16 protein-coding genes and 1 pseudogene are annotated in these 16,002 nt (G+C 47.3%); 8 read left to right on the forward strand and 9 right to left on the reverse strand.

The genetic code is table 11. The features are described 5' to 3' along the window. Positions 1-78: 78 nt before the first annotated feature. Positions 79-804: a phosphatase PAP2 family protein gene (locus ACZ5ZC_RS02920; protein WP_432609849.1), complete on the forward strand. Its 726-nt coding sequence runs from the start codon at positions 79-81 to the stop codon at positions 802-804. Between the two features lie 69 nt (positions 805-873). On the opposite strand, the gene ACZ5ZC_RS02925 is transcribed toward ACZ5ZC_RS02920, so the two are convergent. Beyond that, a complete protein-coding gene (locus tag ACZ5ZC_RS02925) occupies positions 874-3,321 on the reverse strand; it encodes a trimethylamine-N-oxide reductase 2 (RefSeq protein ID WP_464931752.1) in 2,448 nt (815 codons plus the stop codon). A gap of 22 nt (positions 3,322-3,343) precedes the next feature. After that, positions 3,344-4,438: a NapC/NirT family cytochrome c gene (locus ACZ5ZC_RS02930; RefSeq protein WP_005391870.1), complete on the reverse strand. Its 1,095-nt coding sequence runs from the start codon at positions 4,436-4,438 to the stop codon at positions 3,344-3,346. Positions 4,439-4,708: 270 nt separating this feature from the next. On the opposite strand from ACZ5ZC_RS02930, the gene ACZ5ZC_RS02935 reads away from it, so the two are divergent. The 5 genes from ACZ5ZC_RS02935 to ACZ5ZC_RS02955 all read left to right on the forward strand — a co-directional run bounded on the left by ACZ5ZC_RS02935 (position 4,709) and on the right by ACZ5ZC_RS02955 (position 7,569). Then, positions 4,709-5,224, forward strand: a complete 516-nt coding sequence (locus ACZ5ZC_RS02935) for a GNAT family N-acetyltransferase (RefSeq protein WP_047009770.1) — start codon at positions 4,709-4,711, stop codon at positions 5,222-5,224. Positions 5,225-5,233: 9 nt separating this feature from the next. After that, a complete protein-coding gene (locus ACZ5ZC_RS02940) occupies positions 5,234-5,965 on the forward strand; it encodes a glucose 1-dehydrogenase (RefSeq protein ID WP_006740993.1) in 732 nt (243 codons plus the stop codon). A gap of 1 nt (position 5,966) precedes the next feature. Then, positions 5,967-6,437, forward strand: coding sequence for a GNAT family N-acetyltransferase (locus ACZ5ZC_RS02945; protein WP_054866719.1), 471 nt, complete (start codon positions 5,967-5,969; stop codon positions 6,435-6,437). 118 nt (positions 6,438-6,555) lie between these two features. Continuing rightward, on the forward strand, positions 6,556-7,023 hold the full coding sequence (locus ACZ5ZC_RS02950; protein WP_104972190.1) for an HAD family hydrolase: 468 nt from the start codon (positions 6,556-6,558) through the stop codon (positions 7,021-7,023). A 33-nt stretch (positions 7,024-7,056) separates the two neighbouring features. Further along, the gene (locus tag ACZ5ZC_RS02955) at positions 7,057-7,569 is read left to right on the forward strand and encodes an N-acetyltransferase family protein (RefSeq protein WP_464931753.1); all 513 of its coding nucleotides are present in this window, start codon (positions 7,057-7,059) and stop codon (positions 7,567-7,569) included. Here ACZ5ZC_RS02955 and ACZ5ZC_RS02960 read toward each other — a convergent pair. From ACZ5ZC_RS02960 to ACZ5ZC_RS02970, 3 genes are all read right to left on the reverse strand, one after another. Further along, positions 7,553-8,080: a hypothetical protein gene (locus tag ACZ5ZC_RS02960; RefSeq protein ID WP_054866721.1), complete on the reverse strand. Its 528-nt coding sequence runs from the start codon at positions 8,078-8,080 to the stop codon at positions 7,553-7,555. The two genes, ACZ5ZC_RS02955 and ACZ5ZC_RS02960, sit on opposite strands and share 17 nt — an antisense overlap. Before the next feature lie 238 nt (positions 8,081-8,318). Then, entirely contained in the window at positions 8,319-8,603 is a 285-nt protein-coding gene (locus ACZ5ZC_RS02965; RefSeq protein ID WP_168187743.1) for a hypothetical protein, read from the reverse strand. A gap of 67 nt (positions 8,604-8,670) precedes the next feature. Then, entirely contained in the window at positions 8,671-9,570 is a 900-nt protein-coding gene (locus tag ACZ5ZC_RS02970; protein WP_374071164.1) for a DMT family transporter, read from the reverse strand. 92 nt (positions 9,571-9,662) lie between these two features. Here ACZ5ZC_RS02970 and ACZ5ZC_RS02975 point away from each other — a divergent pair, with 92 nt between their 5' ends. Then, positions 9,663-11,099, forward strand: coding sequence for an aminotransferase-like domain-containing protein (locus ACZ5ZC_RS02975; RefSeq protein WP_464931754.1), 1,437 nt, complete (start codon positions 9,663-9,665; stop codon positions 11,097-11,099). 96 nt (positions 11,100-11,195) lie between these two features. Here ACZ5ZC_RS02975 and ACZ5ZC_RS02980 read toward each other — a convergent pair whose 3' ends face one another. The 3 genes and pseudogenes from ACZ5ZC_RS02980 to ACZ5ZC_RS02990 all read right to left on the reverse strand — a co-directional run bounded on the left by ACZ5ZC_RS02980 (position 11,196) and on the right by ACZ5ZC_RS02990 (position 15,002). Further along, positions 11,196-12,332 carry a glycerate kinase gene (locus ACZ5ZC_RS02980; protein ID WP_432609845.1) on the reverse strand — a complete coding sequence of 379 codons (1,137 nt, stop codon included), beginning with the start codon at positions 12,330-12,332 and terminating at the stop codon, positions 11,196-11,198. A 16-nt stretch (positions 12,333-12,348) separates the two neighbouring features. Next, on the reverse strand, positions 12,349-13,701 hold the full coding sequence (locus ACZ5ZC_RS02985; RefSeq protein WP_065645272.1) for a GntP family permease: 1,353 nt from the start codon (positions 13,699-13,701) through the stop codon (positions 12,349-12,351). Positions 13,702-13,859: 158 nt separating this feature from the next. Next, positions 13,860-15,002, reverse strand: a pseudogene (locus tag ACZ5ZC_RS02990) (sugar diacid recognition domain-containing protein). Between the two features lie 234 nt (positions 15,003-15,236). Here ACZ5ZC_RS02990 and ACZ5ZC_RS02995 point away from each other — a divergent pair. Further along, on the forward strand, positions 15,237-15,410 hold the full coding sequence (locus ACZ5ZC_RS02995) for a hypothetical protein (protein WP_005391896.1): 174 nt from the start codon (positions 15,237-15,239) through the stop codon (positions 15,408-15,410). Between the two features lie 69 nt (positions 15,411-15,479). Here the strand turns inward: ACZ5ZC_RS02995 and ACZ5ZC_RS03000 are convergent, their stop codons facing one another. Next, a complete protein-coding gene (locus tag ACZ5ZC_RS03000) occupies positions 15,480-15,842 on the reverse strand; it encodes a hypothetical protein (protein WP_047009761.1) in 363 nt (120 codons plus the stop codon). Between the last annotated feature and the right edge of the window lie 160 nt (positions 15,843-16,002).

The following is a 16,002-nucleotide window of genomic DNA, read 5'->3' on the forward strand; positions in this document are numbered from 1 at the left end:
TTTCACGCCAGATAACGTAAGATAAGCCCCTTATTTTCACGTGGTTGAATAACCCTCAATAAAAACAAAACGCTCTCAATGAAAACCAAAAAATATGGATTGATGATGCTCGCCTTGTTTGTTCTTGGCATCATCCCAATGTCGCTGTTTGGCTCTTATCACGATCTCACCTCACAGGTGCCTGAAAATCTGGGTATTACTTTTACTTTGCTCACTGACTCTGCTGGCAGCAAAGGCTTTTTAATTACGTTAACACTGCTACTGCTTTCTTTATTTCGCTTTAAGCCAAGTCGCACTGAGTGGATGCAAAAACTCTCAATGTTAGGGCTATTACTTGTGATTGGCTTTGCCAGCAAAACGGGGCTAAAGCTGATGACAGAAAGCCCGCGCCCATACACGGAATTGCTCGCAGCAGAACAATTGATTGAAACACCAGAAACGTTTTATCAGTTAGATACAAAGCAACAAGCCAACGTAATTAACCAGATTTCTGAACACGTCAGTGATTGGCGGACGCGCCATTGGCAAGGCGAGAAAGACTATTCTTTCCCATCCGGTCATACGATTTTCGTTTCGATTTGTCTGGCTTTCTTTGGTGGGTTGTTCTTGCAGAACAAGTACTATATCTCTGCACTGTCATTATGGATGTGGGGAATGAGTGTCGCATATAGCCGCTTATGGCTGGGCATGCATCGCCCTGAAGATTTAATAGGCTCGGTCTTGTTTGTCGTGATTGTATTTACTTTACTCCCGACATTTCAGATTAAGAAACAGATGCCGTTTGTTTCTCTCGCTTCGCGCTAATGTGAACGATGACTAGATAAAAAAGAAGCCAGCGATTCGCTGGCTTCTTGCTTTCAAGCGCTACTTTTTTTAGCCATTTTTTGGTGGTTCAAAGGCTGTTAGTTCTAATTCTGGGCCTGTGTATTTTTCAATACGAACCAATGCCGAGTTCGCCGCACAGCCGTTTGCAAGTCGAGAGGTCGGAATATCCAACGTTAACACGTTACAACCGCCGTTCTTACAAATACCGGTTTTCGGATCCAAATCCGGCCAACCGCCTTCATGAATACACACTGAACCTTGCTTGATTCGGTCAGTCACTTCTGCACCAACCAATACTTGGCCACGGTTGTTAAACGCACGAACTAGATCGCCCGTTTTAATACCACGCGCTTTCGCATCTTCAGGGTGAATCCAAATAGGTTCACGGTTTGCAATTGCGTACTCTTCGCGAATCTTCGCGTAGTTAAACTGGCTGTGTAGACGATGCGCTGCGTGCGCGGTCATTAGCTGCAACTCGCCATCTTTTGCATTGCCGGTGTACTCGGTTGGTGCCATCCACGTAGGGTGTGGAGGACAATCTTCCAACTGGTAACCTTCAATGGTTTTCGAGAAGATTTCAATCTTACCACTTGGCGTACCTAGCGGGTTCATGATCGGGTCTTCACGGAAATCCGCGTAACGAACAAACTGTGCGTTCTTCTCGTTCCACTTCATCTCGATCAGTTGGTTATCCTCCCAGAACTTGCTGAAGTTCGGCATTGCTACGCGAGAGCCACGGCCACCTTGTTGCGCCACCTTGTAGAAGCCGTACAGCCATTCCATTTCGGTTTTGCCTTCGGTGTACACATCACGTCCACCCGGTGCTAGCATCTCCGCCATGTCCGCGAATACATCGAAGTCATTACGCGCTTCACCTTGTGGCTCAACCACTTGCTTCATTGGCACCAAGTGTTGGTTACTGTAGTCACCCGTCATCGTTAAGTCGTTGCGCTCGAACGATGTGGTGATTGGTAGGACGATGTCCGCGTGCTTCGCAGCCGCTGTCCAGTAAGGTTCTGAAATCACGATCAGTTCAGGCTTTTGCCATGCTTTAATCAAGCGGTTGGTGTCTTGGTGGTGAGTAAAGTTCGCACCACCTGCCCACCAAATCATCTTGATATCTGGGAACGTCAGTTCATGACCGTTGTGATGGTAGGATTGACCTGGGTTTTCCAACGCCTCGACAATACGCGCCACAGGGAAGCTTTGCACCGCGCCAGACACCGCCCAGTCGTTACCCGCAGAAGAGCCGCCACCCAGTGATGCCGAAATCGCAGGAAGTACACCAGCATCACGAGCAGGGTTACCACCGTTTGAGTAGTGGTAAGAGAAACCAAAACCACCGCCCGGTAAACCGATTTGACCCAACATCGTTGCCAGTGTAACCAGCATCCAGTGACGCTGCTCACCGTATTGTTGGCGCTGCATACCCCAACCAGCCATCAACATGGTGCGGTTTTTACTGAAGATGTCCGCCAGTAGCTCAAGTTGCTTCGCAGGTACGCCACAGATTTGTGATGCCCATTCTGCTGATTTTTCTACGCCATCTTCTTCGCCCATCAGGTACGCTTCAAACTTGTCATAACCTGCGGTGTATTTATCGAGGAAGGCTCTATCGTGCTTACCTTGTTTCACCAAGGTGTGTGCGATACCCATCATCATTGCCACGTCGGTCATTGGGTGAGGAGCAATCCACTCCGCATTCTCGCCAAAGAACTCAATGGTTTCAGAACGAATAGGGTCAATTGCAATAACCGTCTTGCCTGATTTTTTCAATTGATGGAAGAACTCAAGACCAGCGCAGTCTGTTGAGCTCCACGCGATTTTTAAGGTGTTAATTGGGTTTAAGCCCCAAAGCACAACCACGTCGCTGTGCTCTAGTACCACTGGGTACGTGGTTTGCTGCTCGTACACTTCGATAGAGCCCACAACGTGCGGCATGATGATCTGCGCAGCACCCGTTGAGTAGTCACCCAAGTGGCCTGAATAGCCGCCCGCCATGCTCATGTAACGTTGCAGCAAGGTTTGTGCTTTGTGCAGCACGCCACTTGAACGCCAGCCGTAAGAGCCAGCAAACACAGAAGCCGGGCCATATTCTTTGCGAATTCGCATGTGCTGTTCGTGGAGCAGCTTGTAAGCCTCATCCCAAGACACACGCACAAACTCATCACTACCGCGCACACCTTCTGGCGACGATGGGTTTGCCAAGTAGCCTTTACGTACCATTGGGTACTTCACACGCGCCTTGGTATGCACTTGGTCAGGCCCAGTAGTTTGTAGACTATTTGGTACAGTTTGTGGAAGAGCATTAGTAGTCGAAACCAACTTACCATCTTTCACTTCACATAACATTGGGCCCATGCGGCCCGCTGTCAAAATGCCCTTGCCACGCTGGTTTGAAGACGCAACAGACATAGGTGCAAAAGAAGTAAATGCCATGGCGCCAGCCGCCATACCTGTGCCTTTTAGAAATCCACGACGGGTTAAATTAGTCATAATCTTATCCTTCTATTTATCGTTAGTGACCAACCACATCTTTCGCGTGGTGCTGGAAGAACTTAGTAAGAATTTCTAGGTTTTCGGCAGTGATGTCTGTTCGATCACCCATACTCTTCGCCACTGGTCCCCATGCGTTCACCGTGAAGTGATTTGAAGGAATTTTCGCGTGACAAGTTGCACAATAAACGTTGTCTAGCTCTTCTGCGTATGACCAAACTGGGTCAAGCGTATCCACAACAGGAGAATCGATCGTGCCTGTTAGTGACACTGCGCGCCATTCGTTGCCGTAAACGTCGGCCTTAAACTCACCGCCCTCAAGAGCTTGCTGACCTTGCTCGGTTAGCGTTGCTACGATGGCACGTTGACCTTCACCCATGTACAGCACTTGCTCTGCGCCTTTCATTTGGAATGCGTCCAACTTAACAGTACGTTCATCACCTTCAGAGCTGATTACTTCTAATTTCGTGGTTGGGTTAATTTTACCCATCTCACCCATTGCGATTTCAGTCACAGGGTAAACGACTTTGGCACCAGGTGATGTTTTTGTGGTGAAGCTCATCAACGTTTCAAATGCCTTGCTGTCTAGCTCAGCTTCTGGTGCAAAGTGAGCAACGCCTTTGTGACAATCGATACACGTTTGATCGTTCGCTTTTGCGTACTCGTGCATTTTCGCTGCATCGCGAGATTGCTCAAATTCTTCCATCGCGTCAAAGTCGTGGCAAGAACGGCACGTTGCAGAGTCGTTTTCACGGAACTGCTCCCACACCATCTCCGCAAGCTCTTTGCGGTGCGCTTCGTATTTTTCTGGCGTGTCGATCTTGCCAGTCACAAACTCATGGTAGATGTCTTTCGATGCACGAATCTTCGTGATCAAGTAGTCCATCGGTTCTTGTGGGATGTGGCAATCAGAACACTCGGCACGAATGCCTTTCGCATTACTGAAGTGCACTGAGCCTTGGTACTCTTTGTAAGGGATTTCCATAGAGTGGCACGAGAGACAGAACTCAGTATCAGAGGTGTAATGCATTACCGCTGCAGTACCACCTAATGTTAACCAGCCCACACCAATGCCGGCAGCAACCAGCAGTGCAACATATCGTTTTTTTATTGACATAATTAGCAACACTTCCAAATAAAATGTAATTATAGATCGCAAAATACTACTTTATGGGTAGTTCTCTCTTGATCCACATCATTTCCGTGTTGCTCTAAGTGTCTCAAGTATGAAATTTCGTTATTTTCATCCCATAAATGAATATTCAGTAAGAATTCATTACCCAACCAGGCATTCACCACACAAATCACTTTTGTAAGTGCAACCGTTTGATTAAAGAGATAAGAGGATGAGAAACTGGCTCTCTACATAAATGCTGTAAGGACACGCATGTCAGTTTATATTGAGACTCACCGAAGCCGATTAAGACCTATCGAAGCCAGCGATTGGGAACTATTTCAGCGATTACATTCCGAACCAGAGATCATTGAGCTCTGTTTTGATCGCCCGAGCGAAAAACAAATAAAAGAAAAATTTGCTTCGCGATTATTACCATGGACACCAGACAGTCAGCACTGGCTTTGCCTCGTCATACTCGATAAGCAATCTGAACAACCGATTGGCGTCACAGGCCTTGCCATTGAAGAAGGTAACGCAGAGGTGGGTTACTTACTTTTGCCTGAATTTCATGGCCGACAGTTTGGAACAGAAACCCTTCAAGCGCTTCTAAATTGGGCGAGAGCAACACATGACATCGACCGCTTTTCCGCTACGGTCACTGAAGGGAATATTGCTTCAGAGCGTGTTCTCATGAAGTGCGGATTCGAGCTATCTGAAGTCATTCCTGACGCATACCAAATTGGCGACAAGCGTTACGCCGACAAAATCTACTCGCTACAAAAATAAGGATGTATTTTGAATAAAGTAGTCATCGTTACTGGCGCAAGCCGAGGCATTGGAGCCGCAACAGCGAAAAAACTGGCCGAGCAAGGCTATGCCGTGTGTGTTAATTACCGTGCGCAAAGTGAAGCAGCTCACCAAGTGGTCAGAGACATACAAGCAAATGGCGGAAAAGCGATCGCCGTTCAAGCAGATGTATCGGACGAGCAACAAGTGCTCAATCTTTTCGATGCAACAGAAAACGCACTAGGCTCAGTCACCCATTTGGTCAACAACGTTGGCATTCTATTTACTCAGTCACCGTTGGCGGAAATCAGCTTGGAACGCTTTCAGAAAGTAATGAACACTAATGTGAATAGCTGCTTTCTCTGTTGTAGAGAAGCGGCGAAGCGATTCAGTACTGGTGGCGCAATTGTGAATGTTTCTTCTGGGGCATCACGCTCAGGCGCGCCATTCGAATATGTCGATTACGCCACATCAAAAGGCGCAATGGATACCTTAACCAAAGGGCTATCGCTTGAATTGGCAGACCGAAATATTCGCGTCAATGGCGTTCGACCTGGTTTCATTTATACCGATATGCACGCCGATGGTGGAGAACCAAACCGAGTGGATAGGCTCAGCCCTCAAATTCCACTGAAACGGGGCGGTACGGTAGAAGAAGTGGCGAATGCGATCGCTTGGCTACTCAGTGATGAAGCTTCTTATGTTACAGGCTCTTTTATCGATCTTTCAGGCGGTAAGTAAAATGGAAGTCAACATTCGACAAGCAACTCCTGACGATTTGGATGCAATTTTTGAATTAAACCTACAAATCAACGCACTGCATTTTGCCAACGCGCCTGAAGCTTTTGTAGCACCTTCGGAAGACGACCGAGCGTTCCTCACTCAGGCTCTCGAGAATGATGAACGCTTGTTTTTAGTCGTAGAACATGAAAAGGAGGTAGTCGGCTTTTTAACCGCGATGATCACTCAGAATGAAACCGTCAGCTTTCTGATCAAAGATCCAATTTGTCGAGTAGGAACGATTGTCGTCAATGAAGAACAAAAGCAGCAGGGTATCGGTCGCCAACTACTTGAGGCCTGTGAGCAATGGGCGCGCGATGCCAATGCTACACAAGTTCGATTAGAAGTGATGGAATTCAATCAACCAGCACAGCGGTTTTACGACAAGCAAGGTTTTAAAACTAACTCACGCATTATGCTGAAACATTTGTAACGATAACGACAATTAAGCGCTTTTCACGACTAAAGCCACCTAAATCGCATTTATCGATGCAATTTATCCCCTGATTTTAGAAAAGACGATATGATGTGCGGATAAAGGAGATTCGAACATGATTTATCTTTTCGATTGGGGGAACACCTTAATGGTGGATTTCCCTCACGCACAAGGAAAAATGTGCGATTGGGAACACGTAGAAACGATTCCTCTGGCCAAAGAAACACTGGCAACACTTTCCCAAAATCATGCTATTTACATCGCGACCAGTGCGTCTGATTCCAACATGGAAGAGGTTCAGCGTGCGTTCGTCCGCGTCGACTTAGACCAGCACTTAAATGGCTACTTTTGTTTTGCCAATCTCGGCATCGCTAAAAACCAACCTGAGTTTTATCTTGCTATCGCAAAACAGCTAGGGGTCAACGTGAGTGAGTTAACCATGGTTGGCGACTTGCCCCATAAAGACATTTACCCTGCAATGCAAGCTGGCGTAAATACGATTTGGTTTAATCCAACAGGAGCCAATGCGCCAGCCGATCCCATTCCGAATCAAATTCGCTGTTTATCTGAACTCGTACCTTAACCATCACTAACCTGCACTAATCAAGGAAGATGAATGCAAATTAGACCCATCCAGGTAAGCGATATCGAGCGCTTTACCGAACTGTGGAACCGAGTCTATGCCGAAGGTAAATACCTGCGCAGTCCGGCTCCAGATAAAGACACCCTGACCAATATTTTACGTCGCGTAGAACTTGAATCGATTCCTCAATTTGTTGCTTTGGACAATCACGTTCTGATTGGTAGTGTAGAGATTTTTCCTGCCGAACTGTGCGGTTATGAAGGCGGTCAACTCACTAGCACAGGCATTTTAGGTATTCATATCGATAGAACATTCAGAGGAAAAGGGCTAGGTAAGCAGCTATTGTCTGTCGCACTTAAAAGTGCCTGGGAATATGGTTACGACACCATTGTACTTAATGTTTATAAGGACAACCTTGCCGCGATAGCGTTGTACGAACGATTTGGATTTGAGCACCATAGTGAACTAGGGGAAGTCACTCTCCCCAATGGCGAAGTGTTGATGAGTCAGAAGATGATGTTAAGCGCGCCTAACAACCCTCAGTAACGTGCCCTCGGACGATAGACTCTGTGGATGCTTGATTTACATAATAGAAATAGCATGCCTCTTCTGCCAAGGTATACCCTTGCGGCCAAATGTACACCACCCGATCAAGACCTGACTGGTCGACAAATTGATAATCGGGAATAGACACAAAGTGGGTACTGTTTGGGTGTTGCTGACCAATAATACAAAAGTCACTGCCTTTGCAGGGAACATCAATTTTGGACACGCCACTCTGCGGCAAATCGATTTCTAATAACGCGCCAATGCTATTGGCGCTCGCTTCTGGCATACCACTTAAGGTTTTTACGTTCCTATCAATATAGTGGACTTGGTTTTGCTCGGCGGCATTGTCTATCGCCACTCGGGCGTTAAAAAATTTAAGCGCGGTACCCAATGACGAATTGGAACTGTGTAACATCGACGCATAGGCTTGGCGATGAATGTGGAGTAGTGTTGGCAACGCAGCCAAAGCGATGAAAGCCAAAGTGGCGAGCACTATGGTGATTTCCATCAGAGTAAATCCCTTTAATCTCACTTTTTTATCTCAGCAGAATGAATGGTCGTTTGCCTCACATCCATGTGAGACCTTGCCAATATATCGCTGATTTAAAACGTTTAAAGCCCTAGTAGATGACAAACAAGAGTCATGGGCCAAAGTTGAGACCGCTCGCCAAGTTACTATGCAAACGCACACATTTATGTGTCAATTTTAGGACTTTATTTATCAATCACTTATTTACTGAAGTAGATTACCCGAGTAGTGGAACGTTATTACGAACAAGTCCGCGACGTACGTTAGTGCACATCTTCCCGAAACGACGGATCTCATCAAACTGCGGAATCACACCCCGCCCCATTGCCGACTCCCAATAAGTAACCTCTGAATCGACCATTTCTAATAATTTCTTTGGACAACCGATGCACTGCCCTTCCGGCCCACACACAAAGGTTTCCGGTTCGTAAATCGGTAGTTCAGCTTTTACTTGCTCGATGATATTACGCATCGCGGTCATTCGGTCTGGCTTTGCCGTCATCACTCTGCTCCACGGATTAAGATGAAGCAGAATTGTACTCACTGGCACGTGAATGTCCCTACCCAATTTAGGTATATTCTGTTTGAACCGATTTTTTTATCGTCAGCTCTGGCTTTTTAACCACTAGATAGACCGCAGTGGCCGCCAATGCAAAGCCAGAAATGCCCATCCAATCAAACGACTCACCAAACGCGAGCCAAGCTTGAATCGCGGTTGTTGGCGGCACTAGGTAAAACACAGACGCCACACTCGAAGACGCGCCATTTCTCACCATGTACAGCAGCAGCAGGATAGCCACACAAGAGAGCACGACGACCAACCACAACACGGTCAAAATAAACTCCAGTTCCCACTGAACTTGCATGGTTTCAAACTGCATCGCAACAGGCAGAAACATGATGAGTGCGGCCAAATATTGCACCGTCGCACCACCAACCATATCCACCTGTTGGCAATGTTTTTTCTGATACAGCGTCCCTAACGTAATACCAACCAAAGACAGTAAACAGACTCCAATGGCTAAGAACTTATGTTGCTCCGACTGCCACTCCATGTTTCCCATCAGCACCATGGCGATGCCGACAAAGCCAAGAGCCAAACCCAGCCATTGCGAGGGTTTAAATTCCTCACGAACAAACGCCACCAACAAAGCCGCGGTTAAAATCGGCTGAATGCCCACCAGCAACGAACTCAACCCCGCAGGCATACCCAAGGCGATAGCGAAATAAGTACCGCCCAGATAGAAACCGTGGATCAACGCCCCGACTACGCAGCTGTGCCAAAAATCTTTCCCTGTCGGCAACCTTCTACGCAATACCGCCACAAGAACCAAAAACAGTAGGACATTGAATGCCATACGGATAGAAAGTAGTGTCGCTGGCTCGGCATACTGCAAACCAAAACGCGCACCAACAAATCCAGAAGCCCAAAGGATGACAAATACAAAAGGGATGGCTCGGATTAACATGATCGCCTCACTCACGCTTGTTTTATGTTTTGAGATACTGTTAATGTAATTAGGTACAGTGTTTTCAAAAAGTGACAGATGGAAGTGTTTTTATGGGTACAGATTTATTGGAAAGCGGTGAAGGGAATAAGTACCTCGTGGTGGAAAAGCACCTTAAACAAGCCATCAATGGTGGCGTTTACCAAGTGGATGATCGACTGCCTTCCATTCGCTCATTGAGCCAAGAATTAAGCGTCAGCAAAAACACCGTGATTCGTGCGTATCAAGAGTTGGAAGCGCAAAACTTGGTTTACTCGGTTCCCAAATCGGGTTATCGAGTTAAAGTCGCCTTGCCGACTTCTCGCTCAATTCCGGATCCGACTCGCGTGGATTTGCTCTCGATCTGCAAAGAAATCCTCACGTACCCTGAATACCAAGAGCGTTTGCCCGCAGGCTCTGCCCACCCAAATATTGACTCCCCCGCGATCAAAAGCTTGTACGCCGAGATTGGCCGCCACAGTCGCCAGCAAACGCATGTACCGAGCCATTACCAATTACCACCCGGTGATCACCTCTTAATCAAACAACTGGCGAAAATCACGCAAGATTTGGGCACGCCAGCCAAGTTGGATGAGATCATGGTGACGCACGGCGCGCAACAAGCAATTAGCCTAGCGCTGCGCGCAACGACACAAAAAGGCGATATTGTCGCGGTGGAGTCCCCTTGCTATTTTGGCAACTTATTGATGCTCGAATCACTCGGCCTCAAAGTGGTGGAAATTCCGAGTTGCCCACGAGACGGTATGTGCCCCGAAGCCTTAGCAACAGCAATGGCGACATGGGACATAAAAGCGATCATCGTAACGCCAAACTTCACCAACCCAACTGGTGCCATGATGCCGCTAGAAAAGCGCCAGCAATTGCTCTTGGTGTCCGGCAATATTCCTATTATCGAAGACGATGTGTTTGGCGGGTTAAGTTATGATAAGACGTTGCCAAGCTTGAGCTTGCTCGATGACAGGCAACGCGTAATTTACGTGAATTCGTTATCCAAAACGCTCGATTCGCGTTTGAGAATTGGTTGGATGTTAGCGGGGCGATATCGAGATCAAATTGAGCAATATCTACTGTGTGAAAACATGGGCAGCTTGAACCTGATGCAATCAGCCGTGGCAACGTTTCTAACGTCAGGCAAGTATCGAACGCATACTTCGCGAATGGGTCGGGTTTATCAAAACAACATGCGCCGATTTATCCAGATGCTTCATCAATACTTGGATGAATACGAATCTCTAAAACATCGATACCAGATCAACGCCGTGCAAGGCTCGTTCTTGCTTTGGTTGCGCCTGCCCAAAGAAACGGACAGCTATGCGTTGTATCAAGCGTGTAATCAACACAGAATCAGCCTACTTCCCGGTACCGTATTTGGCACTCAAGGGCAATATCGACATTGCGTGCGCCTCAGCGTGGCAAACTTTGGTAGTGAAACCGATTGGAGTCAAGCGATGCAAACATTGGCAAAGTTGATAGCAAAGCATGTCTGTTAACTCACTCTTAATAAATGAACTTATGCCCACACACGCAAACAGGTAACAACAAAAAACTCCACGCAAAGGTGGAGTTTTCTCGTATCGCTATCGCCCTCAGTGCGACTGAATTTGCCACATTCTCGCGACGTTTTCGGCTAAATTGGCAACGTTGACGTCGGCCTCTTTCATGGCCTCAGATAAGCTCATCGCCTTTGGCACGCAAGCAAACACCGCATCAATGCCGCATTCATAGACCGCCTGATAGTTGTCGCCCACACAACCTGCTAATGCAACGACTGGTAAATCAAACTGCTTGGCCACCTGAGCAACCCCCATCGGCGTTTTGCCATGTGCGGTTTGATGATCGATTCGACCCTCGCCTGTGAATACAATATCCGCATCCGCAACATGCTGAGCAAGCTTGACCGTTTCAAGCACAATCTCAATTCCCGGTTGCAAACGTGCTGGCGTGTACCCGAGCAAGGCCGCGCCCATACCACCAGCAGCACCCGCCCCTTCACGAGTCAGTACATGCTTACCCGTCGCTTGTTCCGTCAACTCGCCAAACTTGCGCAATGCGTTATCGAGCAGAGTGACGTCTGACGTCGTCGCTCCCTTTTGCGGGCCAAAGATAGCCGACGCGCCTTTGTCGCCACAGAGTGGGTTGTCAACATCGCATGCTACCAACACTTCACAAGTTGCTAAACGTGGGTCAAGACCAGAAATATCGATGGAGGCAAGCGCCGCTAACCCGCCTCCATTTGGGGTAATTGCATGACCAGATTCATCAAGAAACGTTACCCCCAACGCGGTCAACATGCCCACGCCACCATCATTAGTAGCGCTGCCGCCCAAACCAATGATTAAGCGTTGAATACCGCGGTCTAGCGCGTGTTTGATCAGCTGTCCGGTACCGATGCTGCTGGTCAGTTTTGGGTCGCGAGCGTCACTCGGTACAAGGTGTAGCCCACTGGCCTCCGCCATTTCAATAACCGCGGTTTCACCGTCACCGAGGATGCCATAAAACGCTTCAACATCATTCCCTAATGGTGCGGTCACCGTTGTGAAGACTTGTTCGCCTTGAGTTGCATCTATCAAAGATTGAACCGTGCCTTCGCCACCGTCTGCGACCGGAACCGTAACAAACTCGGCATCATGCCATACGCGAGCAAGACCCGTTTTGATCGCCTCGCTCACTTGTTTGGCGGTTAAGCTTTCTTTAAATGAATCAGGTGCAATTACCACTTTCATACGTATTTCCAGAGACTTATAAGAGAACGAGACTCAAAATGTACACCAATGCCATTGCCGTGACACCTTGAACGAGCGTAGCCATGGTTTGCGCGCGGTAGGCTAAGCCCACCGACATGCGGCTAAACTGCGAAACTACCCAGAAGAAGCTGTCGTTTGCATGAGAAACCGTCATCGCACCTGCACCGATCGCCATCACCGTTAATACGCGGCCCATTTCTGAATCTAGACCCAATTGCGTAAGCATAGGCGCAACCAAAGCCGATGTGGTCACCAATGCAACCGTTGACGAACCTTGCGCCGATTTTAGCGCAGCCGCAACGATAAATGGCATGAAAATACCCACGCCCAGCGCCGATAACGTCGTACCCAAGTATTCACCTAGCGGCGTTGCTTTTAATACCGCGCCAAATGCACCACCCGCACCGGTAATCAAAAGAATAGGCGCAGCAGCCGTAATACCTTGGCTGATTCGCTCGCCAAATTCTTCAATCTTGTTGTCTGATTTTAGTAGGCGAACAGAAAGGAACAGGCCAATCACCAACGCCGTTAGTGGCTGTCCTAAGAAAGTCAGAACATCAAACACAAAACCTTCGCCTAGCGGTAAGCTTGGGAATTTCGCGATAGAGCCAAAACAGATCAATAAGATTGGAACAAAAATAGGAGCGAATGCTTGGCTCGCCGTTGGCAGTTGGCCGTAAGACGCTTTGAGTGCTTGCCAGTCATGCTGAATTTCATCTGCGGCTTCAATGCCATCTGGTTCAACATGTTGGAATCGGTTCGCCCACAACATACCCGCTAACGCCGCAACTGCTGCAACAAACACACCCACACCAATCACTAAACCAAGGTTAGATTCCAGGCCTAAGTTACCCGCAGCGGCAATAGGGCCAGGAGTTGGCGGCACAAACGTATGTGTTGCGTATAGGCCAGTTGCCAACGCCACACTCATTGCAACGCTTGAGGTTTTTAAACGCTTCGCGAGTGATTCTTTGAGCGAGTTCAGAATGACAAAGCCTGAATCACAAAATACCGGAACAGAAACGATGTAACCGATGATGCTCATGGTCAATGTTGGGAAACGCTCACCCAACACTTTGATGACCGTATCGGCCATGGTGATCGCCGCACCACTTTTCTCCAAAATAACACCGATGATGGTACCTAAAACGATAACCAAGCCAATGTAACCAAGGATGCCGCCAAAGCCAGAAGCAATGGTTTTGGCAATGCTATCTGCCGGTAAGCCGTAAGCAAATGCCGCAAGGAACGCCGCGATGATCAGCGCTAAAAAGGGATGTAATTTGAATTTGGTGGTCGTGAGCACAATAAATGCGATCACCCCGAGCAGGATTAATATAAGGTTCATGATAACTCCATTTATTCTTATTTTGCTGAGCGAGTCCGTGTTGGCTCACTCAACATGTAGGGACGCATGAATTATTAATCGTTTGCTTTCGAATTCCTTTAGGCGGAGTGACAAATGATGTGGTCAAAAAATGACGCGTATTGTGCAAATGCACAATATCACGCCATTTTTGAGAGCCGAGTCGCAATATAAAGCTCCGCTAACCCCACAAAATTGGTGGTTGGCAGCCCTGTTATCTCGGTGATTTTTTCTAACCGATAACGCAGAGTGTTCCGGTGAATAAACAGCATTTTAGAGCATTCCGTCACATTGCCATTGCATTCAAACAACGCATCTAGGGTTTTCAGTAATTGCCCAGATTTGTCTTTCTCTTTCAACCGTTTCACGCCATCAATAATTTGTTCACCTTGCCAAATATCCGCCAACGGCGCTAACAGCACAGGCAAACGAAGTTCATCGAACAGGTACTTACGTTTCTCTGGGTAGAACTGCTTGCCAATGGCTAATACCTGCTTTGCGCTTTGGTATGACAAAGCAACATCTTTAGGCTCATTAAACAACTGCCCTAGCGCAATGTGAAACGTATGCGAATCGTGATCGCTTAAACGCGACATCAACTTATCAATGCGTTCACTTTCGATTTGGCTATCCCATTGCTTGGCGGAATGACACGGTTTCAGCACCACAATTTCATTCACTGAGACAATCGCAACTAGGTTGTTACGCTCTGGGTATTCAAGCAACTCAACAATATTGCGCACACTCTTCATGCTTTTAGAGGCGGACGGCGTCGAGACTTCAATCACCGTTGCCACCCGTGGTTGAGTAACATCGATAGAAAGACGCATCGCCCAATCTTTCAGCTCTTCATCGGTCAATTTGCCATTGATCCAAGCCAGAATAAACTCTTCGCGATGACGTCTATCCCACTGAAATTTTTCCACCAGCGCGGCTTGTTCGATTGTCAATTCAGCGGTCATTTTGACCAGTTTGGCGAAATCTCGGATTTTCTCCGGCTCGCCTGTCACACCAACAATACCGACCACGTCGCCATGCAATTTCAACAGCATATTGATTCCGGGTTTGACACCCTGCAACGTCAAACATTGCTGCTCATTCAGCTCTAGTGAATCGCCGTGATTCAACGCCAATACCGCGCCATCATGCACTTACCCAACGCGTTTGGGATCGCCACTGCCAATGATGATGCCTGCTGAGTTCATCACATTTACGTTGTGACCAATGATGGACATGGTTCGATCGACAATTTGCTGTGCTAGGGAGTGGTCGAGAATAACCATTTCGATTTTCCAGATTGACAATTTAATCATTCAATAAATCACAAATAGCCAACTGTCGCGATGATGCAGTTAAAAATAACTGAAGCAGCTCAAAGCATTACTCAATTAACCACACGATAAAAATGGATTAAACCCTCATTTTGAGCTGAGAGTTATATACTTATAACAAAGGTCACCGATGCATTCGTCACTGTGCATCGATACCGCTCGTCTACCTACAGAGGAGGAAACAACATGGAATTACGTAATAAATCGGGTGAAGTCGCAAAAATTGCAGATAATCTCACTTTGAAGGAAATCACAGAAATGGGCTACACCGTAGATTTATGCGATGAAGCATTTGACCCCGGTGAGCATTGGAAAGCGGAAGGTAAAACGCAAGGTATGGGCGAGTACCCAGAGGAGTAAACGTCCTGACGGGCCAGCGCACAAAGCGCTCCATAAACAGAAAAACCGAGCGACTTAACGCTCGGTTTTTTACTTTTGAACTTCTTGAATAAACAAGCCCATCTCTTCAAGATAATTGCCGTTTGAGCATCCCCAATCGGTGACTTCAATCAGCTCGGTAACTAACTGTCCAGATTCATCATTTTGTACTCGCTGCACAAACGCTTCAAAGCGTTCTAACTGCGCCTGAGTCTTAATGCCATGCACAGCATATTCTACAAGCAAGCCGTTGTATGTCTGCCAGCGCTGTTCACCTGAAACATCACTGCTTAAAATTACAGAGCACTTTTGTTGAATGTTCTCAACCGCATCATTTCTTGGCGGCGTGACAGAAGAGCATCCAACCAAAATCGTACCTAGCGCCAATAGCGTAACTTTTGTCTTATTTATCATATCGTTTCCATATGTACTGCCGCGATATAGAAATATTATTACACATGACAAAGATCATCGAGAGCGCCTCGCAGATTAATTAACTGATGAACTGTAAAACCCGTGCCAGCCTTAACACTGCGCACTCCGAACGCGTAACAACTCTCGCTAACTCATTAAA

The sequence above is a fragment of the Vibrio sp. JCM 18905 genome (assembly GCF_055393305.1).

Excerpts from the sequence above, each read along its gene's own strand:
- ACZ5ZC_RS02970 (WP_374071164.1), bottom strand. The coding sequence starts at position 9,570 with ATGTTAATCCGAGCCATCCCTTTTGTATTTGTCATCCTTTGGGCTTCT.
- ACZ5ZC_RS02965 (WP_168187743.1), bottom strand. The coding sequence starts at position 8,603 with ATGACGGCAAAGCCAGACCGAATGACCGCGATGCGTAATATCATCGAG.
- ACZ5ZC_RS02975 (WP_464931754.1), top strand. The coding sequence starts at position 9,663 with ATGGGTACAGATTTATTGGAAAGCGGTGAAGGGAATAAGTACCTCGTG.
- ACZ5ZC_RS02930 (WP_005391870.1), bottom strand. The coding sequence starts at position 4,438 with ATGTCAATAAAAAAACGATATGTTGCACTGCTGGTTGCTGCCGGCATT.
- ACZ5ZC_RS02945 (WP_054866719.1), top strand. The coding sequence starts at position 5,967 with ATGGAAGTCAACATTCGACAAGCAACTCCTGACGATTTGGATGCAATT.
- ACZ5ZC_RS02985 (WP_065645272.1), bottom strand. The coding sequence starts at position 13,701 with ATGAACCTTATATTAATCCTGCTCGGGGTGATCGCATTTATTGTGCTC.
- ACZ5ZC_RS02950 (WP_104972190.1), top strand. The coding sequence starts at position 6,556 with ATGATTTATCTTTTCGATTGGGGGAACACCTTAATGGTGGATTTCCCT.
- ACZ5ZC_RS02960 (WP_054866721.1), bottom strand. The coding sequence starts at position 8,080 with ATGGAAATCACCATAGTGCTCGCCACTTTGGCTTTCATCGCTTTGGCT.
- ACZ5ZC_RS02955 (WP_464931753.1), top strand. The coding sequence starts at position 7,057 with ATGCAAATTAGACCCATCCAGGTAAGCGATATCGAGCGCTTTACCGAA.
- ACZ5ZC_RS02920 (WP_432609849.1), top strand. The coding sequence starts at position 79 with ATGAAAACCAAAAAATATGGATTGATGATGCTCGCCTTGTTTGTTCTT.
- ACZ5ZC_RS03000 (WP_047009761.1), bottom strand. The coding sequence starts at position 15,842 with ATGATAAATAAGACAAAAGTTACGCTATTGGCGCTAGGTACGATTTTG.
- ACZ5ZC_RS02980 (WP_432609845.1), bottom strand. The coding sequence starts at position 12,332 with ATGAAAGTGGTAATTGCACCTGATTCATTTAAAGAAAGCTTAACCGCC.
- ACZ5ZC_RS02935 (WP_047009770.1), top strand. The coding sequence starts at position 4,709 with ATGTCAGTTTATATTGAGACTCACCGAAGCCGATTAAGACCTATCGAA.
- ACZ5ZC_RS02995 (WP_005391896.1), top strand. The coding sequence starts at position 15,237 with ATGGAATTACGTAATAAATCGGGTGAAGTCGCAAAAATTGCAGATAAT.
- ACZ5ZC_RS02925 (WP_464931752.1), bottom strand. The coding sequence starts at position 3,321 with ATGACTAATTTAACCCGTCGTGGATTTCTAAAAGGCACAGGTATGGCG.